Raw genomic sequence first — 18,865 nt, 5'->3', positions numbered from 1 at the left:
TCGACCGATTGCGCGGCTGACCCAACGTAAAGCGGGGTTCCAAGATCGTATCGCGTGTACCGTGATGCCAGATCCCGGTTGTGCCAAACGTGCGCAGCACAGCAAAAAACCGGCTGCGATCGCTCACAGCCGGTTATGACGAGCGTTCCGGAGGATCAGCTCCTCATGAAATGATCGATCTGCTCCGACAGCATGCCGTATTCGCGAGATCCCTTGCCCGTGCGCTTCTCGATTTCGCGGAGCTGTTCCTGGGCGCCGGCAAGATCGCCGATCTGCAGGTGCGCCTCGCCGAGATATTCGCGCACCAGCGTGTAATTGGGGTCGATGCGCAGCGCTTCCTCGTAATAGCCGAGGCCGACGGTAATGCGGCCGGAATGGCGGTGCGAATAGCCGAGATAGTTGAGGATGCGCGGGTCCTGCTTGTTGGCGGCGAGGCTGAGCACGGCGATCGCCTCGTCATAGCGTCCATCCATCGCCAGCGCGCGACCGGCATCATAGATGCTGTCGTCGTCCAGCATACCTTGCTTCGGCGAGACACATTTCTTCTGCTTCTTGTCCCAGGCCTCCCCCTTCTTGCACTGGCTCTGGCCGCCGCCGCCATTGCCGCCGCCGCCGCCACCACCTCCCCCGCCTTCACCAGCCGAAAACGCCGGAGCCGCAATCAGCGGCAGGGCGGCCATGGCCATGGCACAAATCAGCAATCGTCTGCGCATCGAACTCTCCTTAGAACCTGACAATGCAACACTAACGCCGGGCCGAAGCCGTTTCGTCCCCGGAAAATGCCATTCTATCTCAAAACCGCGATCTCTCCCAGCAAGGCCATCTTATCCCTGGAACAGAGGGCATCGGAAATCATGGTTCACGATCAACGCCGACGCGCAAGAGAACGTGACGAGCGCTGCAAATCCGCTATCATCGGGCCGACCGAGCACGAAGCAGGGAGACGGCCGGTGCAGCAACGCGTTGAACGAGACTGGGAGCTTTCGATCGGTCCCGACACCGTGCGCCTGTTCATCCTGAAGGCGAAGGCGCTCAGCGCCGCCGTCAACGAAGACTATGCCGACGGCGCCGAGCACGAGGTAGAGCTCGACGGCAACGCGCACGACAACCACCATCACGACGGCCTTGCCGAGGAAAGCTCCGAAAATCTCACCGAGGAGGAACTGCGCGAACTGATCGACGACCTCAATGTCGACGAAGCGGCCGAACTGATTGCGTTGGCCTGGGTCGGCCGCGGCGACTATGACGCGACGGAATGGACGGACGCGCTGACCGCCGCCCGCGAGCGCGCCAACAAGCGCACGGCAAAGTACCTGCTCGGCATGCCGCTGCTGGCGGACTGGCTCGAGGAGGGCCTGGAAGCGATCGGCGCGTGACTGCGCGGTTACCGATTGTGATCGCCGGCCCCCCTCGCCCAAGGCAACTTCCCTGCATTCTGGCCGTTGCGAAGTAATGGCGGCGTTTGGCTTTTTCAGATTGGGTAGATTGCTCCTGGCCGTTACGGCTACGTCGCTGACGGGACCCGCTCTGGCCAAGGCGCCCGAACTGCCGCAAACTGCACCGGTTCCGCAGTTCAACCAGGAAGCCACTCCGCCGTCGCCAGCCGACATCCCGGTCCCCGAACCGCGCCCGGCGGATGCCCCGGAGGCTGAGCCGCCCCAAAACGAGCAGCCGCAAAACGGGCAGCCCCAAAATGGCCAGCCCAAGACCCAGCAGCCGGAGCCGCCGGCGATTGCACCACAGCCTCCTGAAAAGCCGGCGCAGGCTGAGCCGCCGGCAAGCCCACCGGCCGCGCCACCAAACCCGGCCGAGGCAGACAAAAAGACGGAGCAAGAAATCCTTCCAGATCCTCGCTCGGCCGCCATTGCCGGGAAGGAAATGCCGGCCGAAGAATTGGCCTGCCGCAGGCGGCTGAAGTCGATGGGCGTCGATTTCGAGGAGCGCAAGCCCGAGCATGATACGGCGGTCGGTTGCTCGATCCCTTACCCGGTCGTGCTGAAAACGCTCGGCAAATCCATCGCCATCGGTCCCGAAACCGAGCTCAATTGCCAGATGGCGGAAGCGGCCGCCCGCTTTGCTGCTTCGGTCATCCAGCCTGCCGCAAAGGCCGAGTTCGGCACGGATATCAAATCGATCGGCCAGGCCTCCGCCTTCGTCTGCCGGCCGCGCCACGCCGGCGGCAAACTGTCGGAGCACGCCTTCGGCAACGCCCTCGACATCGCCAGCTTCACGCTTTCCGACGGGAAAGAGATCGATGTCGGTCCAACGCCGCCGCAGAAGGACGCGGAATTCCTGGATGCAGTGCGCAAGGCCGCCTGCGGGCCGTTCAAGACCGTGCTTGGCCCGGGCAGCGACGCCGATCATTCCCTGCATCTCCACTTCGACCTCGAACCGCGCCGCAATGGCGGCACGTTTTGCCAATGACGCCGGGCGCCGACAGTGGCGCCGCAATTTGGCCGCAGGCGTGAACGGCGCCGCTGATTTTTCCTTTACACTTCAGGTTTAGAGTCTGTGCCATCCAGGGACAGGGACCCTTCCGATGGCCGGGCTATTTGGCGCTGCGCTTGCCGCTGCGCGGCACACAGGACGCGCGCGCATGGCCGGCAGGCTTGCCGCCATGCTTGCCATTGCGGCGATCTCCGCCTGCAACACCGGCAGCGTATTGTCGCTGCAGCCGGCCGTCGATGTCGGCAGCCAGACCGCTGCCGTTCCGCCCAATTCCGACCCGCAAGATTCCGGCCCCCAAGATTCCGGTCCGGAATATTCCGGCATGCAGCGCCTCGTCCCGTCCAACCCCTATTTGACGGCCGCCTATCCGCGCTTGGACAACCCGATGTCGCCGGCCGAACAGATGCCGGCCGCAGAGATCGATTGCCGCAAGGAACTGAAGCGCCTCGGCGTCATCTACACCGACGTTGCGCCGATCCACGAAGGCCAGTGCGGCATCGACTATCCGGTCAAGGTCTCGGCCATCGGCAGCGTCGAGATGAAGCCGGCCGCGACGCTGACCTGCGACATGGCCGCCACCTTTGCCGGCTGGACCAGGAACGAACTCGTCCCGTCGGCCCGCTGGCGCTATTTTTCAGGCGTCAGGACCATCCACCAGGGCTCGAGCTATTCCTGCCGCAGGATTGCCGGCGAAGGTGTTTTGTCGGAACACGGCAAGGGGAATGCGCTCGACGTGATGAGCATCGAGCTCAACAATGGCGACGACATCGACGTCCGCAAGCCCGGCCTGTTCGCCTTCCGCACACGCGGCTTCCTCAACAATGTGCGCGCCGACGGCTGCCAGTACTTCACCACCGTGCTCGGCCCCGGCTACAATTACGATCACCGCAACCATTTCCATTTCGACATCAAGAACCGCAAGAACGGCTACCGCGCCTGCCGCTGACCGTTCCGGTTTTCAGATGAAATTGGAACAAGTATTTCGCGAGAGCGTCCGGATCAGCTGCGTTGCGTGCCGCCGGTGGAAGCCTTGATGTGCTGCGCGACCAGACCCTGGACGTGCCACAAGTTTCTGTCGCGGATTCCGCTTTCCTCGAGCATGCTGACGGTGCGGAACAGATACTGGGCGGACGAACCCCAATGTCCGGCTGCGCGCGCCAATGTCTGTGCCACCTGATCGAGCGGCAGCCGCCCGGCATAAGCCTTGCCGTCGGGCGCCGCGACGAATGCCAAGGCGCGTAGCGGACCATCGCTGGTCTCGACCCAGATCCAGCGCGGCACGTTGGTAGGCGGGTTGGCGTCGATCTCCCGTCGCATCAGCCGACCGAGTTGCCCGAAATGATCTTCTGCCGGAAGTCTGTAGACAACGCCTTTGCAGCTGCCGCCACGGTCCAAAGCCAGCATCAAGGCCGGAACATCACGGGTTCCCCGCCAGCGGGTCAGCTTCATGCAGAACGAGCGGTGCCACCCTGGCGCCGTGGCCGGGCGCTGCTCGACATAGTCGAATTCGGGATTCCAGATCAGCGAGCCGTAGGCAAAGACCCAGAGCATTTCGGGCCGGTATTTCAGCAGCAGTTGCTCGACAAGACCATCGAACTCCGCGTCGGTGTGCTCTGTCGTCCCGGGCTCGGGGCCGGGGTCGGGCTCGACACGTTCGACCAGCGCGACAAGGTCGGCGGTCAACGCCATGGCAGTGCCGCGCGCCGGTTTGCCCTTCATCACGCCCTCATTCGTGCTAGCCGGTTCTACGCCATTTCATGCTACGATAGACCGGCTGCGCGCCGCTTGCCAAGGATTTCGACGGCCTGACGGGCCTGCCAATTCGAGCGCCAATGCATGAGCCAACGAAGCCTTCGACGACGTGCAACGACCTGGCTGGTGGCATGCTGTGCCGCTTATCTTTCGCTCGCCTATTTCGCCGCGCCTGAGTTCTGGACGTTGCGGGACCGCAATTTTCGCAGCCGGCAATTCGAGATGGTGACGCACACGCCGCAAGGCATTCTGGGCGATCCGATCAATGTCGGCCTTGTCGGCACCAGGAAGGAGCTTGTCCATGCTTTTGCCGTCGCCGGCTGGGATACGGCAGACGCGATCACGCTGAAGACCGCGATCGAGATCGGCGAAAGCGTGCTGTTTAACCGCCCCTATCCCGATGCGCCGGTCAGCCGGCTGCTGTTCGAAGGCCGCGCCCAGGACCTCGCCTTCGAAAAGCCGGTCGGCGACAGCGCCGACCGGCGCCACCACGTCCGTTTCTGGCAGACCGATGCGACCGGCGACGACGGCCGGCCGCTTTGGCTTGGCTCGGCAAGCTTCGACCGCGGCGTCGGCCTCAGCCACGATACCGGCGCGATCACCCATCACATCGGCCCCGACATCGACGCCGAGCGCGACGGGTTGATGCGCGACCTCGCCGCTGCCGGCATGCTGATCTCGACCAGCCAGATACCAGGCGTCGGCGCCACAAAGGCCGGGCGCAACGGCGAAGGCGATCCCTATTTCACCGACGGCAAGGCCATTGTCGGCGTGCTGCTGCAACTGCCGTAGGCGCCATCAGCCTTCCCGTCTGACAGCCATTTTCGTGCCGACGGGGTTCAGGGCACGGCGATCACGATCTTGCCGAACGGTCCCGTCTCCAATCGCTCAAATGCCTGCGGCACCTCGTCGAAGCCAAACACCTTGTCGATCACCGGCTTGATCGCAAGCGTCTCGATCGCCTGGTTCATCCGCTCGAAAGCGCGGCGATGGCCGATCGATATGCCCTGTACGACGATCCGGTTGCGCAGGAACGGAATGATCGGGAAACTAAGCTCCATGCTGCCGAGAAGGCCGATGAGCGACAGCCTGCCGTCGGCGCCCAGCGCATTGAGCGAGCGCCGCGCATTGTCGCCGCCGACCATTTCCAGCACATGCCTGACGCCGGCGCCGTTTGTCAGCTTGCGCGCCGCCTCGTCCCATGCCGGCTGGCTGCGATAATTGATTCCCTTCCAGGCGCCGAGCGCCTTCGCCCGCTCGAGCTTCTCGTCGCAGCTCGAGGTGACGATGGCGCGCAGGCCTAAGGCGGCGGCAAATTGCAGCGCAAACAGCGACACGCCGCCAGTGCCCTGGATGAGAACGGTTTCGCCCGGGATCGGCTTGGCCGCCTCGACCAGCGCGAACCAGGCCGTCAGCGCCGCGATCGGCAGCGTCGATGCCTCGATGTCGCTGAGCGACGGCGGCGCCGCCACGGCGGCATCCTCATGAAACAGCACATGCTCGGACAGCGTGCCGGGCAGTGACGAACCCAGCGTATGCTTGTGCAGCACGGGCGGCGCGTCGCCGTCCGGCCAGTCGGCGATGACCTGGCCGAGCACGCGCTGCCCGATGCCGAAGCGGCTGACTTTGCCGCCGGTAGCGACCACTTCGCCTACCGCATCCGATGTCGGCACGAACGGAAAGCTGAGGTCGGGTATCAGCACGCCATCGACGATCATCCTGTCCTTGTAATTCAGCGATACCGCTGTGACGCGCACCAGCAGGTCATGCGGCCCGGGTTCGGGCAGCTTTCCCTCAGCCGGCTTCAGCCTGGACAGGCCGAAACCGTTCATCTGCCAGGATTTGTTTTCGGTGCTCATTTGGTTCGCGCTCCGCGGTTGATGGCTGCGCGGACATTTACGCCGTTTCACTATGGAGAAAAGCGCTTCGATGTGGCATGTTTCGCAACAGATTAATGAGCGAAACTCTACAATAGGAGCGCTTCATTGGAAACGGCCAATCTGCAGGGCATCGTCGCATTCGTTCATACGGTGGAGGCTGGCAGCTTCACCGGCGCCGCTGTCCGGCTGCATGTCACGAAATCGGCGGTCGGCAAGTCGATCGCACAGCTGGAACAGCGATTGGGCGTTCGCCTGCTCAACCGTACCACCCGTAGCCTCAGCCCAACCAGCGAGGGCGTGAGCTACTATGAAGCCTGCGTCAGGGCGCTGGCCGAGATCGAAGCCGCCCAGTCACTGCTCGCTTCCCGCAAGCAGGTGCCTTCCGGGCGGCTGCGCGTCGACCTGCCTCTGGCTTTCGGCCGGCGATGCGTCGCCCCGGTGCTGTTCGACATTTCCAAAAAATTCCTGGATCTGACGATGGAAATCTCGTTCAACGACCGGCGCGTCGACCTGATCGAGGAAGGCATCGACCTGGCGGTGCGCATGGGCGATCTCGACGACAGCCTTTCGATCGCCGCGCGCCGCATCTATGCCCAGCGTTCGGGCATCGTCGCCGCCCCCGCCTATCTCGATGCCCATGGCAGGCCGCAATCGATCGAGGATCTCGCCAGGCACAGCCTCATCGGCTACGGCCGCGACGGCGCTGTCCATCCCTGGACCGTCAGGCATGCCGACGGGCGTCTCGAAAAATTCGCGCCCAAGGCGCGGCTGGTGCTCGGCCACGGCGAACCGATGCTCGATGCGGTACTGGCCGGCTGCGGCATCGTCTTTCTGCCGACATGGCTGACGGCCGACAGCATCAGGCGCGGTGAGCTCGAAATGGTTCTGTCGGACTGTCTTGTCGAAAATACCGTGGTGCATGCCATCTGGCCGGTAACACGCAACCTCGCGCCAAAGGTGCGCGTCGTCGTCGACACCCTGATCGAGCATTTTTCCGCGCCGCCCTGGGATGCCGCTTGATTGCTCCGCCGGCTAGTTGAAAAGACAAAGGGCCATTGCTTAAGGTTTGCGCTGCCAGGGCGGCGCCGACTTCGACAATTGATAACCTCCAACACGAATTGGGCATTATCTTTTCTGTCTGAAGCGATTGCCCTGAAAAATCGCGACCGTCCTATTTTCGAAAACCGCGTGGCAATGCTATGGACCCGGCATGCTTTATGCTGAAATAGCCATCGTGGTCGTCCTCATCTGTGTGAACGGCCTTCTGTCGATGTCCGAGCTCGCCATCGTCTCGTCGCGGCCGGCGCGGCTCAAGGCGATGATCGACCGCAACGTCAAGGGCGCCGGCCGGGCTCTGGCGCTCGGCGCCAATCCGGGAAAATTCCTGTCCTCGGTGCAGATCGGCATCACTTTGGTCGGCGTCTTGTCCGGCGCCTTTTCCGGCGCCACGCTTGGCGAGCGGTTGGCCACCTTCCTGGCGTCGGCCGGTATCCGCGAAAGCCTCGCCGACCCGCTCGGCGTCGGCATCGTCGTTGCCCTGATCACCTATGGCTCGCTGATCATCGGCGAACTGGTGCCCAAGCAGATCGCCTTGCGCGACCCCGAACGGGTCGCCGTCAGGGTCGCTCCGGCAATGACCATCCTCGCCAGCTTCTCGGCGCCGCTGGTCTTCCTGCTCGACTTTTCCGGCCGTGCCCTCCTGTGGCTGCTTGGCCAGCGCGGCCAGAGCGAGGAGAAGGTCACCGACGAGGAGATCAAGATGCTGGTCGCCGAGGCCGAGCACCACGGCACCATCGAATCCGACGAACGCCGCATGATCGCGGGCGTCATGCGGCTCGGCGACCGTGCCGTGCGCGCGGTGATGACGCCGCGCACCGAGGTCGACTGGATCAATTTGCAAGCTGACGAGGCCGCCATCAGGAAGCTGCTGATGGATACCCAGCATTCGCGCCTGCCGGCCGGCGACGGCGGCGTCGATGCCATGATTGGTGTCGTCCAGACCCGCGACGTGCTGGCCGCGATGCTGGGCGGCCGCGCCCTGGACCCGCGCCGGCACGTGCGCACCGCCCCGATCGTGCATGACCAGGCCGACGCGCTGGATGTGCTTGCGACGCTGAAGGAATCCGACGTGCCGATGGCGCTGGTGCACGACGAATACGGCCATTTCGAAGGCATCGTCACCCCGGCCGACATACTGGAAGCGATCACCGGCGTCTTCCGCTCGGACCTCGATGCCGGCGACGAGGAAAACGCCGTCAAGCGCGAGGACGGCTCATGGCTGCTCGCCGGCTACATGCAGGCCGACGAGATGGCGGAGGTTCTCCGCATCGATCTGCCCGAGAACCGCGACTACGAAACCGTCGCCGGCTATGTGCTGTCGCATATGCACCATCTGCCGGCGACCGGCGAATGCGTCGACGCGCAAGGCTGGCGCTTCGAGGTCGTCGACCTCGACGGCCGCCGCATCGACAAGCTCATCGCCACCCGACTGCCCGGCGCCCACCGCGAGGTCGTGCGATAGGAGGCGGTGCGGTTGGGTCCTGACCCATTGCGGACGGCGAGCCGTGTTTCGCGGCGACTGCCGCCGACCGTAGGTCAGAGCCAGGCCTGGCAATTGCAGGACTTAGCGTTCAATCGATCGCCTCGATGCCTTGCGCCTTCAGCCGTTCGATATGGTCCTTCATCTCTTTCAGCCGCTCCGGGGAGTGGCCCTGCCACTTGGCGACCTCGCCCGTGATCCTGAGCGGCTCGCGGGAGCGATAGGACTGCGTCGGATTGCCGGGAAATTTCTTGTCCGTAAGATTGGGGTCGTCCATGATCGGGCCGGTTGGCTCCACGATGTAGATCCTTTCCCGCCCGTCACCAGCGGCCAGCTCGGCACCCCAGATGGCCGCATCCAGAGTGCCGGTCAGATAGACCCAGGCTGCCTGCTTTCTCGCACCGTAATTGGAGCTGTAGCCGGCTTCTATCAGGTCTCCCGGTTTAAGGTCGACCCGGGTGCCGTGGTAGAATTGGCGTGCGTTGTCGGGGGCTGTCATCGGCTCGCTACCCATCCTCGCTGTCTCAGGCATCATGGTGCCGTGGTGCGCACTATTTCATGCACGTCACCAAATCAAGCATCTGGCCGTGCGGTTATCGGCTCCCGACACCCATTCCGGTTGTCCCGCCCGATGCACGCTATCGGTCGGCTGCCGGTGCAGGTATTATCGGCGCCCTGTACGTTGCTAGGGTGGAAAAATGGATCTGCAAATCTTCAGGGATTCGATTGCAAAACCACAGCCGCCAGCCGGCTTGAGCCCTGCCCTGCAGGCGCTGTGGTGGGATGCAAAGGGCGATTGGGCTAAGGCGCACGAATGCGCGCAGCAGCGCGACGATACGGCGGGCATGCACGTGCATGCCTATCTCCACCGCAAGGAAGGCGACCAGTCGAATGCCGAATATTGGTATCGCCGCAGCAATGCCGCGCCGTCGACCTCAACGCTTGACGAGGAATGGGAAGAGTTGGCGCGTGCACTTCTAGGGCAAAGCTGACGCCTGCTCGGCCCCTCGCAAAATAGCCGGTCCTGCAACCACTCGCCGGGGCTTCAGCTGGCGCCCTGTGGCTTGTCCCTGCCGTTCCATTCCGCAGTGCGCGCCCGCGCCTCTTCGGCGATCAGCTTGAACTCCCGCATCTTCGCAGCCTCGATGGCGAATGCGCTGCTTGGCAGGACGCCGGGGTCCTCCTGACTGTTCTGAAGCTGAAAACGGGCCTCCAGTTCGGCCCATATTCGCTCGGGTGCCGTATCCTTGTTGGCAAGCAGTGCGACGACCAGCGCCAAAGTCTCGCGCTGGGCGTTCAGCCGCCCTTCGATCTCTTCATTCGGCAATTCGGACATGCGGGTCGCTTCCAGTTTCTGGCTCAACGGCAAAATCGCACCCTTGTTCCGGAATTCAGCGCCTGCGCGATCGGGCTGAGCGGCAGATGCTCGCGATCGCCATCGCGCTGATCTTTTCTCCTCCGTCCTATTGACTCCTAAATATATGACGTGTCATACGATGACATATCATCTAATGGAGAGGAAAAAATGAAAGTACATGCCATCCGGACCGGGTCGGTCCGCATCAAGACGGCCCAGATCGAAGGACGCGGTCATGGGCTTGCCAGCATCTTTGCCGACAGGAACTGGTCCGGCTGGTTGCCGACCTTCGCCTGGGCCATCGAGCATGACGAAGGCGTCATTGTAGTCGACACTGGACAGGCGGCGCATCTGCTGAACGGGCACGGACGCTCGCTGCATCCGTTCTTTCGCTGGGAAGTGCACTTTCGTATCGAGCCGGAAGAAGAGATCGGGCCGCAGCTGCGTGGCCTGGGTATCGGGCCGCGCGACGTCAAACGGGTGGTGCTCACGCATCTGCACATGGACCACGATGCGGGCCTGGTGCATTTTCCCCATAGCGAGATACTCGCCGCCCCCAGTGAGATCGACACGGCGTCGGGTTTCATGGGAATGCTCCGCGGCTACCTGCCGCAGCGCTGGCCCGACTGGTTCAACCCCATACGGCTCGAGCTCGACGATGGACCGTTCGGCCAATTTGCGGCGAGCAAGCGCTTGACCAAAGCGGGCGACGTCGTGGCGATCGCAACTCCTGGTCACACTGCCGGTCATCTTTCGGTGCTGGTGGAGGATGGCGACGCAACGCTCTTTCTCGCCGGCGACACGTCTTACAACCAGGCACTGATGCTTGCCGGCAAGGTGGACGGCGTGGGACCCGATACAAAAATTGCCGCCGCCACCCTGCGAGCCGTCCGGCAGCTCGCCGAGCAGCAGCCGACGATCTATCTGCCGACCCATGATCCGGAGAGCGCCGTGCGGCTGGCGACGCGTCAGCTGGTGACCGCCCCGGTCGAACTGGGAGCGGCGGCATGAAACCAGAAGAGGAGCTGCGATTCCTCATTCTCGGCGCCCAGCGCGAAGGCAACAGGCTGCTTACCGACTTGCTCTCGCCGCTTGGCGTCACCCCTTCCCAGGCTGAAGTCATCAGCTGCCTGAAGGCCGGCGGACCAATGTCGCTCAATGCTGTTGGCAAGCTGCTGGTCTGCGAGACCGGCAGTCCCAGCCGGCTGGTAAGCACGCTGGTCGAGCGGGCGCTCGTCGTCAGGCGGGAAAACTCCGACGATCGCCGGCAGGTGGAGCTCGAACTGACACAGGAGGGGCACCGGCTCGCCGCCGAAATCCGGCAGGTCGAATCCCGGCTTTACGGATGGCTGGGCCAGCGGCTCACGCCGAACGAGGTCACAACCGCCGTCGGGCTGCTGCGAGTTCTGGTCGCCGGAACAGCCGCCGGCAACGCAATCGCCCGGCGCGATGGGCCATCATCCGATCTCCCGAAGGAATAAGTCACAAATGTTCGACATATCAATCGAGATCGACAGGCCTGCCCAGACCGTCTTCCGTCATATCGAGGATATTGAAGCGGCTCCGGCCTGGTACTCGGCTGTGCAGTCCGTAGCCAAGCTCACGGCCGGCCCGGTCGGGCGGGTCCTCGAAAACATCGTGGAGGTCACCGAGTTCGAAGTCGATGCACTGCTGACTTTGTCCAGCTTGAGCGGGCCGACGCCATTCACCTACCGCTTTCGGCTGGCGCCGACAGGCCACAGAACGCATCTCCACCTCGAGGGTTCGATTACCGGAAAAGGGCTTCCCGGGCCGATGGCGCTTCTCGCGCCGCTCGCGTCCAGCTTCTTCGAACGCGGCATGCGAATAAATCTTGAGAGCCTGAAGCGAATTGTCGAGACTGCTCGTCCAGCAGAGTGATCCCTGAAGTTCTGTTGCAACTCTGTGCCAGCGTCTGCACGCATCGCCATTTCGCTCCTCAAGCGACCTTGGGCAAGCCTTCCAAACAAAGCCATTTATGTTTCCTGTCAGGCCAGTGGAGCGTTGCCGGGGCCGGAAAATGCGGGTCCTCCAGACAGCCGACCGAGACCGACAGCGCATCCTTCAATCCTTCTGCCCGCATGAAAACGACCGATCCGCAAATGGTGCAGAATGTCTGCTCCAACCATTGTCCCGACGACCAGGTTCTGCGCCAGAATCTGGTCTCCCCTTTCTGTCCGACGAGGGCCGCGTCGGCGTAGATGGCCCGGTACGAAAACGCCGTCCCGGTGCATCGCTGACACTCCAGGCAACTGCACGCGATGCGCCTGCCGGCGGAGCTGCGTCGCGGTCACAGGAGCCGATGCAGGAGCGAGGCCGCTAGGGCAGCCGGCAATCATGAGCGAAACCCAGGCGCTGTTGGCAGCTGACCATCTCAAGCGGACGCTATGAAACCTTCTGATTTTTAAGCCGTTATCGCCGGATGCCCGAGGCTAGATTCAAGCCGAAATCGGTTGACGCCGCCCAATTGCGCGATGCCGAGAGGTCGCGCCACGAGAAACACTCGACTGTCGAAGCCGCGTCCGAGGTCGTCGGCGAGGCCGCGCCGCCGCCGGATTTCATCGAACCCGATCCGGAGCTGACACCCGAAGAGGCTGAGCAGGCGCGCAAGAGGTACCTGCTGAAGCGTTTCTGGATCAGCGCGCGCGGTTACTGGGGCAGCATTGGCGATAGGCTCGCTTGGCCATGCACGATCGGGCTGTTGGTCCTGATCGTCACCAATGTCGGCTTCCAGTATGGGATCAATGTCTGGAATCGCGCAATTTTCGACGCCATTGAGCAACGCAACGCCCATACCGTATATCGGCTGAGCGCCGTTTTCGTGCCGCTCGTGCTCGGAAGCACAAGCCTTGTGGTGGCACAAGTCTTCTTTCGTATGACGATACAGCGCCGCTGGCGCTCCTGGCTCACCACCGCAGTCATCGCGCGTTGGCTCGCAAGTGGCCGCTACTATCAGCTGAACCTCGTCGGCGGCGACCACAGCAATCCCGAAGCCCGCATCGCCGAGGATTTGCGGATTGCCACAGAATCGCCCGTCGATTTCATTGCCGGTGTCATCGTCGCATTTCTGTCGGCCTCGACCTTCATCGTGGTGCTGTGGACGATCGGCGGCGCCTTGACCCTGCCGATTGCAGGTTCGACCGTCACCATTCCCGGCTTCCTGGTCGTCACCGCGGTAATCTATGCCGCAATCACGTCCACCTCGATGGCGGTCATCGGCCGCCATTTCGTCCACCTCTCCGAGGAAAAAAACCAGGCGGAAGCTGAGTTCCGCTACACGCTGACGCGCGTGCGGGAAAACGGCGAGAGTATCGCATTGCTCGGCGGCGAGGAGGAGGAGCGCAGCGGCATGGACAAGACATTCGCCCATGTGCTCAGGCAGTGGGCGCTCCTTGCAGGCCAGCACATGCGCACAGCGCTGGTGTCGCAGGGGTCGAGCCTGTTTGCGCCGGTCGTGCCGGTTCTGCTTTGCGCTCCAAAGTTTCTCGAAGGCAGCATGACACTTGGACAGGTAATGCAGGCTGCCTCGGCCTTTGCCATCGTGCAGGGCGCGTTCGGATGGCTGGTCGACAACTACCCCCGTCTCGCTGATTGGAATGCCTGTGCACGGCGCATCGCCTCGCTGATGATGTCGCTCGACGGGCTCGAGCGGGCGGAACAGAGCAACACCCTTGGACGCATTAAGCGCGGCGAAACCGAAGGCGATGCGATGCTTGGGCTGAACAATCTCTCCGTGTCGCTCGACGACGGTACCGCCGTGGTCAAGGAAACCGAGGTCGTGATCAAACCAGCCGAGCGGGTGCTCGTTGCCGGCGAATCCGGCTCAGGCAAGAGCACGCTGGTGCGGGCCGTCGCAGGCCTGTGGCCGTGGGGTAGCGGCAGCGTCAACATCCACGCCGACAGACGGTTGTTCATGTTGCCGCAACGGCCTTACATCCCCACCGGGACGCTTCGCCGCGCAGTCGCCTATCCAGGCGCCGCCGACAACTGGACGCTGAAAAAGATCAAGGCGGCTCTCGACAAGGTGGGACTCGATTATCTCAACGCCAAGATCGAAGAGGACGCGCCATGGGACCAGACCTTGTCGGGTGGCGAAAAGCAGCGGCTCGCCTTCGCGCGTCTTCTGCTGCACAGCCCCGATATCATAGTGCTGGATGAAGCAACCTCAGCACTTGATGAGAAGAGCCAGGACAAGATGATGGAGATGATCATTCGCGAATTGCCGAAGGTCACCATCATCAGCGTAGCGCATCGCGCCGAGCTGGAAACCTTTCATAGCCGCAAGATCACGTTGGAGCGTCGCGAGGGCGGCGCAAAGCTTGTCAGCGATATCGATCTCGTCCCGCGCAAGGGCAGACGGAACTTGCTTGTGCGCCTCCTGAGGCACCGGGGCGCCCAACCGAAAGCCAGCACGCCCTTGAGCAAAGCGGCGCTGCCCCAGACAAAGCTGCCCCAGACAAAAAAGTGAAGGCCACCGGTCGGGACCCGGCGGACCGTCGCCCGTTCGAGTCACTGCCCACATCTGGTCTTAAAAGTGCCAGCCGTGATACCTTGATGCCGTGCAGGTGTTGCTGTCGGAACGTCAGATGGCACGAGCGCATTCCATTTTCGTAGTGCAACGCCGAGGCTGGCTGTGCAAAAGCCCGGATTGACTTCAAGGCCCGGGTTGATTTCAAAAGCCCAGGTTGTTTCCAAAAGCCCAGGTTGATCAAAAGCCCAGGTTGATTCAAAAGCAAAGGGACCAGCAATGACAATCGCCAAGAACACGATCTGCCTTTGGTATGACAAGGACGCCGAGGCTGCGGCCCGCTTCTATGCCGAGACTTTCCCCGACAGCTTGGTGAAATCCGTCCACCGCGCTCCCAGCGACTACCCGTCCGGCAAGGCGGGCGACGTGCTGACGGTCGAGTTCACGGTCGCCGGCATCCCCTGCCTCGGCCTCAATGGCGGTCCCGCGTTCAAACACAACGAAGCCTTCTCCTTCCAGATCGCCACCGACGATCAGCAGGAGACCGACCGCTACTGGAACGCCATCGTCGGCAATGGCGGCCAGGAAAGTGCCTGCGGTTGGTGCAAGGACAAATGGGGCATCTCCTGGCAAATCACGCCGCGCGTTCTGACCGAGGCGATGGCTGCCGGCGGCGACGAAGCAAAGCGCGCATTCGAGGCGATGATGGAGATGAAGAAAATCGACGTTGCCGCGATCGAGGCAGCGCGGCGCGGCTGATAGTGCTCGGGTGACCCGAAGCAGAAGTCGGTGCATCACCCGGCTGAGGAGATCATCGACAAGATCAGAGCGGAGCGGCTGGGAATGCCGCCGTGCCCATCATGTCCAGGCAGGCGTGCGATGGTGTTGAACTGCGCCGAGTTTTACGACGCCGAGCTGCGACGGCACAACGAGGTCTTCAGGGCTGCCGTCAAGGCGGGAACGCGTGATCGCGTGCTCGATATCGGATGCGGCTCGGGACAATCTTCTCGCGATGCTGCCCGCGTCGCGGTGGAAGGCAGCGTGCTCGGGGTGGACGTATCGGCCGAGATGCTCGAGTTCGCCCGGAGGCGTAGCGCGGACGAGGGATTGCGAAACGTCGCCTTCGAGCGCGGCAATGCGCAATTGCTGGCGTTTCCGCCTGCCGGCTTCGATTTGTGCATCAGTCGCTTTGGCGTGATGTTCTTTGCCGATCCGGCGGCGGCGTTCGCCAATATCGGCAGGGCGATGCGACCAGGGGCACGTCTTGTGTGGATGGTATGGCAGGGCCAGGACCGCAACGAGTGGGCGACTGCCATTCAGCGGGCGATTGCGCCGGGGACCGCCATATCGGCAGCCGCCGCCACCCCGTTTTCGCTCGGTGACCCCGTCATCACCGCGGAGGTCTTGCGTGCGTCCGGTTTTGTTTCGGTCGACTTTGCCGAAGTGCATGAACCGGTTTTCTATGGCCTGGACGTCGATGCGGCTTATGACGCTTTGCTTGGCCTGCAACTGGTGAAGGATCCGCTGGCTAGCGCGGATGTGGATGTCGCTGCGGCGCTGCGGCGGTTGCGCGAACTGCTCGACGCGCGCTTGACCGCGGACGGCGTGCTTTTCGACTCGCGTGCCTGGATCATCACCGCAGTTCGGGCGAGCTGATAGTAGCGGTTTTTCGGACATTGATCTGTAGGCGAACTGTCCCCTCGGCTCGGCCTTCCCGTCACCCTATTTGCGGCGTGACTTCTGAAAGCAGCCAATCCCGAAAAGCCCTGACTTTGCGCTGACGGATCGCCGCTGGCGGGTAGACGAGATAGAAGCTGGAGGGGGATTTCAGGGCGTGGCCGAAGGGGCGGACAAGTCGCCCGGCGGCAAGGTCGGCTGCAACGAGCATGGTCCGGCCCAGCACCACCCCTTCGCCTTGTGCTGCCGACTCCATCGCAAAGGTGGCAGAGTCGAAGGTAATCCCGCTCTGCGGGTCCACGCCGTCGACCCCGGCGCTTGCGAGCCAGGTCGCCCAGTCGATCGGAAAGCTGTCACGGATCAGCGTGTGATGTTTAAGATCCTGAGGAGTGCGGAGCGGATGTGCACCCTCAAGAAGCTTTGGGCTGCACACTGGAAACACCTCCTCGCCGGTCAAGAACTCTGACGTGAGCCCCGCATAATTTCCGCTGCCATAGCGGACCGCGACATCGATGCCGTCGCCGAGGAAGTTGGTCAGCTTCCCGCTCGTCGAAACCCGCACATCGATGTCGCCATGCGCACGGTGAAAGCGATAGAGGCGTGGCACCAGCCATCTCCCCGCGAAGCCATCGGAGGTACTGACGTTCAGTGTCGAGCTCGAATAGCGGGCCGTTGCTGCAGCGGTGGCGGCAGCCAACTGGTCGAGCACCTCGCGCACCGCCCGCGCATAGGGCTCGCCGACGGCGGTCAGGCTCACCGAACGCGTACCGCGCTCGAACAGCTGCACACCGAGCTGATCCTCAAGGTTCTTGATCGCCCGGCTGATGGCGCCGTGGGTGACATGAAGTTCCTCTGCCGCCTTGGAGAAACTCAACAGGCGCGCCGCGGCCTCGAAGCTCGGCAAGGTGGTGAGGGGAGGCAGCTTCCGGTGCATGATTCGATACCTGCATGTGTGAGCTTTGCTCACATACTGTCGCCGATAAGTCGTTTGTCGTCCAGACCGGAAGACGGCATGTTTGCTCACGTAATCAGTCATCCGCCGCCGCTGCAAGAGGCAAGTCTGATGTGACTGATACTCTCGCTGACGAAAGTCGCGGGGCAACCGCCCACATCCACGGAGAGCACCATGAGCGCCAAACGAGTTGAACCAATCGTCGACGTCCTGACCGGCATGGCCGGCCGCATCCTCGCCTCGAGCAGCCGGCGCCGGACCGAGCGGCTGATTGCACGCTTCTCGACCCGCCGGCTCGAAGACCTCGGGTTTGCCCGCGACTGGGACGGCTCGATCTATCGGCAGTCGGACCGCCGCTAGCCTGAACGAAAGTAACGGCGGACAGGTTCTTCGCGAAAGATCGCTGTCGCAAGGAATTAACGGAGAACGGACATGGCCACCATCCATCCATTCCTCTGGTTCAACACCGACGCCAAGGAGGCCCGCGATTTCTATCTCTCGGTCTTCAAGAACGGCAAAGTGCTCGAGACGATCGAATACACCGACTGGGTGTCCGGAACCAACAAGACGGTCCCGCATGCCACCTTCGATTTCGAGCTCGAGGGACTGCACCTTACAGCGCTCAACGCCGGGCCGCAGCCGCCCTTCAACGAGCGGCTCTCGCTCTACATCGAGACCAAGGACCAAGCCGAGACCGACTACTACTATGAGGCGCTCACCGCCGGCGGCGGCAGGGAACAACCCTGCGGCTGGCTCACTGACAAGTTCGGCGTCTATTGGCAGGTCATCCCGGAAATCCTGCCGCGGCTCAGTGCCGATCCGGATCGCGAAAAGGCCAACCGCGTCCGGCAGGCGATGTATGGGATGCGCAAGATCATCATCGCCGACCTCGAAGCCGCCTACGCCGGCAAGGCTTGACCCTCACCTACATCGCAAACGAATGGAGACCTCCCGTGACATCGCTCGTGGACAGGAAAGTCATCGTCGTCGGAGGCAGTTCCGGCATCGGTCTTGGCGTCGCGGAAGCTGCGCTCAACAGCGGAGCTAAGGTCGTGATCGTCGGGCGGTCGCACGAGAAACTGCAGGCCGCCGAACGGGCGCTCAATGCGGGTAATCGCGTGACAAGCTTGGTCGCCGACATGACCGACGAAGCGGGCGTCGCTCGCCTGTTCGACAAAGTCGGTGCGTTCGATCACCTCGTATCGACAGCCGGAACACTGCCGCCCGGCGACCCCATCGAGCGCGCCGACATGGAGGCGGTGCGGCGCTTCGTCGACAACAAGCTGATTGGCGCCGTCATGCTCGCCAAGCACGCGGTGCGCACCCTGAGGGCCGACGGCTCCATGACCTTCACGTCGGGTATCAACAAGGACAAGCCGCCGGTGCCGGGAGGCTCAGTCGTCGCGGCGATTGCCGGCTCATTCAGCTACTTCGCCCGCGCCCTGGCGCTCGAACTGGGCCCGACGCGCGTCAATGTCGTGTCGCCCGGATGGGTCGACACACCGATGTGGGACATCGTTGGAGAAGCCAAATCCGGCTTCTTTGCCGACATGGCTGCCCGGTTGCCATCGAGAAAAATTCCGACCGCTGCGGACGTCGCCGCCGCCTACCTCTACCTCATGGAAAGTGACTTCACGACCGGCGAGACAATCCGCATCGATGGCGGCCATAACCTGATCTAGCCGCCATTTGCACGCCGCCTGAATGGGTTGAGGCGGCATGACCGCCAGTCCGGCGCACTCCTGCCGGAGGCGGCGAGCGCCGGCGGCGTCAT

General features: G+C 63.0%; 24 protein-coding genes. 16 read left to right on the top strand and 8 right to left on the bottom strand.

Annotation, left to right across the window (positions count from 1 at the left end; genetic code table 11):
• Positions 1-155: 155 nt before the first annotated feature.
• On the bottom strand, positions 156-713 hold the full coding sequence (locus NKH63_RS18920) for a tetratricopeptide repeat protein (protein ID WP_023719114.1): 558 nt from the start codon (positions 711-713) through the stop codon (positions 156-158).
• 237 nt (positions 714-950) lie between these two features.
• On the opposite strand from NKH63_RS18920, the gene NKH63_RS18915 reads away from it, so the two are divergent.
• The 3 genes from NKH63_RS18915 (at position 951) to NKH63_RS18905 (ending at position 3,394) form a co-directional block, all read left to right on the top strand.
• Complete coding sequence (locus tag NKH63_RS18915) at positions 951-1,376, top strand: DUF3775 domain-containing protein (RefSeq protein WP_023719115.1); 426 nt, start codon at positions 951-953, stop codon at positions 1,374-1,376.
• Between the two features lie 76 nt (positions 1,377-1,452).
• Complete coding sequence (locus NKH63_RS18910; protein ID WP_352483137.1) at positions 1,453-2,424, top strand: extensin-like domain-containing protein; 972 nt, start codon at positions 1,453-1,455, stop codon at positions 2,422-2,424.
• 115 nt (positions 2,425-2,539) lie between these two features.
• On the top strand, positions 2,540-3,394 hold the full coding sequence (locus NKH63_RS18905; protein ID WP_352483136.1) for an extensin-like domain-containing protein: 855 nt from the start codon (positions 2,540-2,542) through the stop codon (positions 3,392-3,394).
• A gap of 53 nt (positions 3,395-3,447) precedes the next feature.
• Here the strand turns inward: NKH63_RS18905 and NKH63_RS18900 are convergent, their stop codons facing one another.
• A complete protein-coding gene (locus tag NKH63_RS18900) occupies positions 3,448-4,167 on the bottom strand; it encodes a gamma-glutamylcyclotransferase (RefSeq protein WP_352483135.1) in 720 nt (239 codons plus the stop codon).
• A gap of 117 nt (positions 4,168-4,284) precedes the next feature.
• On the opposite strand from NKH63_RS18900, the gene NKH63_RS18895 reads away from it, so the two are divergent.
• Positions 4,285-4,992: an LssY C-terminal domain-containing protein gene (locus tag NKH63_RS18895; protein WP_352483134.1), complete on the top strand. Its 708-nt coding sequence runs from the start codon at positions 4,285-4,287 to the stop codon at positions 4,990-4,992.
• Between the two features lie 47 nt (positions 4,993-5,039).
• Here the strand turns inward: NKH63_RS18895 and NKH63_RS18890 are convergent, their stop codons facing one another.
• Positions 5,040-6,059: a zinc-dependent alcohol dehydrogenase family protein gene (locus NKH63_RS18890; protein ID WP_352483132.1), complete on the bottom strand. Its 1,020-nt coding sequence runs from the start codon at positions 6,057-6,059 to the stop codon at positions 5,040-5,042.
• Positions 6,060-6,185: 126 nt separating this feature from the next.
• Here NKH63_RS18890 and NKH63_RS18885 point away from each other — a divergent pair, with 126 nt between their 5' ends.
• Positions 6,186-7,100, top strand: coding sequence for a LysR family transcriptional regulator (locus tag NKH63_RS18885; RefSeq protein WP_352483131.1), 915 nt, complete (start codon positions 6,186-6,188; stop codon positions 7,098-7,100).
• Positions 7,101-7,290: 190 nt separating this feature from the next.
• The gene (locus NKH63_RS18880; protein WP_023719122.1) at positions 7,291-8,601 is read left to right on the top strand and encodes a hemolysin family protein; all 1,311 of its coding nucleotides are present in this window, start codon (positions 7,291-7,293) and stop codon (positions 8,599-8,601) included.
• Positions 8,602-8,710: 109 nt separating this feature from the next.
• Here NKH63_RS18880 and arr read toward each other — a convergent pair whose 3' ends face one another.
• Positions 8,711-9,118: an NAD(+)--rifampin ADP-ribosyltransferase gene (arr, locus tag NKH63_RS18875; protein WP_198030485.1), complete on the bottom strand. Its 408-nt coding sequence runs from the start codon at positions 9,116-9,118 to the stop codon at positions 8,711-8,713.
• Between the two features lie 199 nt (positions 9,119-9,317).
• Between arr and NKH63_RS18870 the strand changes: the two genes are divergently transcribed.
• Positions 9,318-9,611 carry a hypothetical protein gene (locus tag NKH63_RS18870; protein ID WP_023719124.1) on the top strand — a complete coding sequence of 98 codons (294 nt, stop codon included), beginning with the start codon at positions 9,318-9,320 and terminating at the stop codon, positions 9,609-9,611.
• A 53-nt stretch (positions 9,612-9,664) separates the two neighbouring features.
• Here NKH63_RS18870 and NKH63_RS18865 read toward each other — a convergent pair whose 3' ends face one another.
• Positions 9,665-9,955: a hypothetical protein gene (locus NKH63_RS18865; RefSeq protein WP_352483129.1), complete on the bottom strand. Its 291-nt coding sequence runs from the start codon at positions 9,953-9,955 to the stop codon at positions 9,665-9,667.
• Between the two features lie 189 nt (positions 9,956-10,144).
• Here NKH63_RS18865 and NKH63_RS18860 point away from each other — a divergent pair, with 189 nt between their 5' ends.
• Genes NKH63_RS18860 through NKH63_RS18850 form a run of 3 tightly spaced genes read left to right on the top strand, consistent with a single transcriptional unit; the run spans position 10,145 to position 11,875 of the window.
• Complete coding sequence (locus tag NKH63_RS18860) at positions 10,145-10,987, top strand: N-acyl homoserine lactonase family protein (protein WP_023719126.1); 843 nt, start codon at positions 10,145-10,147, stop codon at positions 10,985-10,987.
• The gene (locus NKH63_RS18855; protein WP_023719127.1) at positions 10,984-11,457 is read left to right on the top strand and encodes a MarR family winged helix-turn-helix transcriptional regulator; all 474 of its coding nucleotides are present in this window, start codon (positions 10,984-10,986) and stop codon (positions 11,455-11,457) included. Before NKH63_RS18860 ends, NKH63_RS18855 begins: the two co-directional genes overlap by 4 nt.
• A 7-nt stretch (positions 11,458-11,464) precedes the next feature.
• Positions 11,465-11,875 (top strand): SRPBCC family protein, encoded by a 411-nt coding sequence (locus NKH63_RS18850; RefSeq protein ID WP_023719128.1) that lies wholly within the window; start codon positions 11,465-11,467, stop codon positions 11,873-11,875.
• Between the two features lie 58 nt (positions 11,876-11,933).
• On the opposite strand, the gene NKH63_RS18845 is transcribed toward NKH63_RS18850, so the two are convergent.
• Positions 11,934-12,257: a GFA family protein gene (locus NKH63_RS18845; protein ID WP_352950948.1), complete on the bottom strand. Its 324-nt coding sequence runs from the start codon at positions 12,255-12,257 to the stop codon at positions 11,934-11,936.
• 159 nt (positions 12,258-12,416) lie between these two features.
• Here NKH63_RS18845 and NKH63_RS18840 point away from each other — a divergent pair, with 159 nt between their 5' ends.
• Positions 12,417-14,462, top strand: a complete 2,046-nt coding sequence (locus NKH63_RS18840; RefSeq protein WP_352483128.1) for an ABC transporter ATP-binding protein/permease — start codon at positions 12,417-12,419, stop codon at positions 14,460-14,462.
• A 41-nt stretch (positions 14,463-14,503) separates the two neighbouring features.
• Here the strand turns inward: NKH63_RS18840 and NKH63_RS18835 are convergent, their stop codons facing one another.
• Positions 14,504-14,755 (bottom strand): hypothetical protein, encoded by a 252-nt coding sequence (locus tag NKH63_RS18835; RefSeq protein ID WP_156948077.1) that lies wholly within the window; start codon positions 14,753-14,755, stop codon positions 14,504-14,506.
• On the opposite strand from NKH63_RS18835, the gene NKH63_RS18830 reads away from it, so the two are divergent.
• Together NKH63_RS18830 and NKH63_RS18825 are read left to right on the top strand one after the other, a co-directional pair.
• Positions 14,748-15,221 carry a VOC family protein gene (locus NKH63_RS18830; protein ID WP_352483215.1) on the top strand — a complete coding sequence of 158 codons (474 nt, stop codon included), beginning with the start codon at positions 14,748-14,750 and terminating at the stop codon, positions 15,219-15,221. The genes NKH63_RS18835 and NKH63_RS18830 overlap by 8 nt on opposite strands.
• 120 nt (positions 15,222-15,341) lie before the next feature.
• A complete protein-coding gene (locus tag NKH63_RS18825) occupies positions 15,342-16,118 on the top strand; it encodes a class I SAM-dependent methyltransferase (RefSeq protein WP_023719131.1) in 777 nt (258 codons plus the stop codon).
• A gap of 61 nt (positions 16,119-16,179) precedes the next feature.
• Here NKH63_RS18825 and NKH63_RS18820 read toward each other — a convergent pair whose 3' ends face one another.
• Positions 16,180-17,073, bottom strand: coding sequence for a transcriptional regulator GcvA (locus tag NKH63_RS18820; protein ID WP_352483126.1), 894 nt, complete (start codon positions 17,071-17,073; stop codon positions 16,180-16,182).
• Between the two features lie 192 nt (positions 17,074-17,265).
• On the opposite strand from NKH63_RS18820, the gene NKH63_RS18815 reads away from it, so the two are divergent.
• The 3 genes from NKH63_RS18815 to NKH63_RS18805 all read left to right on the top strand — a co-directional run bounded on the left by NKH63_RS18815 (position 17,266) and on the right by NKH63_RS18805 (position 18,773).
• Positions 17,266-17,451, top strand: a complete 186-nt coding sequence (locus NKH63_RS18815; RefSeq protein ID WP_352483125.1) for a DUF1127 domain-containing protein — start codon at positions 17,266-17,268, stop codon at positions 17,449-17,451.
• Between the two features lie 72 nt (positions 17,452-17,523).
• The gene (locus NKH63_RS18810; RefSeq protein ID WP_352483124.1) at positions 17,524-18,009 is read left to right on the top strand and encodes a VOC family protein; all 486 of its coding nucleotides are present in this window, start codon (positions 17,524-17,526) and stop codon (positions 18,007-18,009) included.
• On the top strand, positions 18,006-18,773 hold the full coding sequence (locus NKH63_RS18805; protein ID WP_352494905.1) for an SDR family oxidoreductase: 768 nt from the start codon (positions 18,006-18,008) through the stop codon (positions 18,771-18,773). Before NKH63_RS18810 ends, NKH63_RS18805 begins: the two co-directional genes overlap by 4 nt.
• Positions 18,774-18,865: the final 92 nt, after the last annotated feature.

The organism is Mesorhizobium sp. M0960, assembly GCF_040319055.1.
Classification (GTDB): domain Bacteria; phylum Pseudomonadota; class Alphaproteobacteria; order Rhizobiales; family Rhizobiaceae; genus Mesorhizobium.
The sequence above is the reverse complement of the archived record's forward strand: the minus strand, read 5'-3'. Positions and strand labels throughout refer to the sequence as shown.

What these genes read in the sequence shown, in the direction of transcription:
- NKH63_RS18920 (WP_023719114.1), bottom strand. Translation starts at nt 713, where the DNA reads ATGCGCAGACGATTGCTGATTTGTGCCATGGCCATGGCCGCCCTGCCG.
- NKH63_RS18910 (WP_352483137.1), top strand. Translation starts at nt 1,453, where the DNA reads ATGGCGGCGTTTGGCTTTTTCAGATTGGGTAGATTGCTCCTGGCCGTT.
- NKH63_RS18905 (WP_352483136.1), top strand. Translation starts at nt 2,540, where the DNA reads ATGGCCGGGCTATTTGGCGCTGCGCTTGCCGCTGCGCGGCACACAGGA.
- NKH63_RS18900 (WP_352483135.1), bottom strand. Translation starts at nt 4,167, where the DNA reads ATGAAGGGCAAACCGGCGCGCGGCACTGCCATGGCGTTGACCGCCGAC.
- NKH63_RS18895 (WP_352483134.1), top strand. Translation starts at nt 4,285, where the DNA reads ATGAGCCAACGAAGCCTTCGACGACGTGCAACGACCTGGCTGGTGGCA.
- NKH63_RS18890 (WP_352483132.1), bottom strand. Translation starts at nt 6,059, where the DNA reads ATGAGCACCGAAAACAAATCCTGGCAGATGAACGGTTTCGGCCTGTCC.
- NKH63_RS18880 (WP_023719122.1), top strand. Translation starts at nt 7,291, where the DNA reads ATGCTTTATGCTGAAATAGCCATCGTGGTCGTCCTCATCTGTGTGAAC.
- arr (WP_198030485.1), bottom strand. Translation starts at nt 9,118, where the DNA reads ATGACAGCCCCCGACAACGCACGCCAATTCTACCACGGCACCCGGGTC.
- NKH63_RS18870 (WP_023719124.1), top strand. Translation starts at nt 9,318, where the DNA reads ATGGATCTGCAAATCTTCAGGGATTCGATTGCAAAACCACAGCCGCCA.
- NKH63_RS18865 (WP_352483129.1), bottom strand. Translation starts at nt 9,955, where the DNA reads ATGTCCGAATTGCCGAATGAAGAGATCGAAGGGCGGCTGAACGCCCAG.
- NKH63_RS18860 (WP_023719126.1), top strand. Translation starts at nt 10,145, where the DNA reads ATGAAAGTACATGCCATCCGGACCGGGTCGGTCCGCATCAAGACGGCC.
- NKH63_RS18855 (WP_023719127.1), top strand. Translation starts at nt 10,984, where the DNA reads ATGAAACCAGAAGAGGAGCTGCGATTCCTCATTCTCGGCGCCCAGCGC.
- NKH63_RS18850 (WP_023719128.1), top strand. Translation starts at nt 11,465, where the DNA reads ATGTTCGACATATCAATCGAGATCGACAGGCCTGCCCAGACCGTCTTC.
- NKH63_RS18840 (WP_352483128.1), top strand. Translation starts at nt 12,417, where the DNA reads ATGCCCGAGGCTAGATTCAAGCCGAAATCGGTTGACGCCGCCCAATTG.
- NKH63_RS18825 (WP_023719131.1), top strand. Translation starts at nt 15,342, where the DNA reads ATGGTGTTGAACTGCGCCGAGTTTTACGACGCCGAGCTGCGACGGCAC.
- NKH63_RS18820 (WP_352483126.1), bottom strand. Translation starts at nt 17,073, where the DNA reads ATGCACCGGAAGCTGCCTCCCCTCACCACCTTGCCGAGCTTCGAGGCC.
- NKH63_RS18815 (WP_352483125.1), top strand. Translation starts at nt 17,266, where the DNA reads ATGAGCGCCAAACGAGTTGAACCAATCGTCGACGTCCTGACCGGCATG.
- NKH63_RS18810 (WP_352483124.1), top strand. Translation starts at nt 17,524, where the DNA reads ATGGCCACCATCCATCCATTCCTCTGGTTCAACACCGACGCCAAGGAG.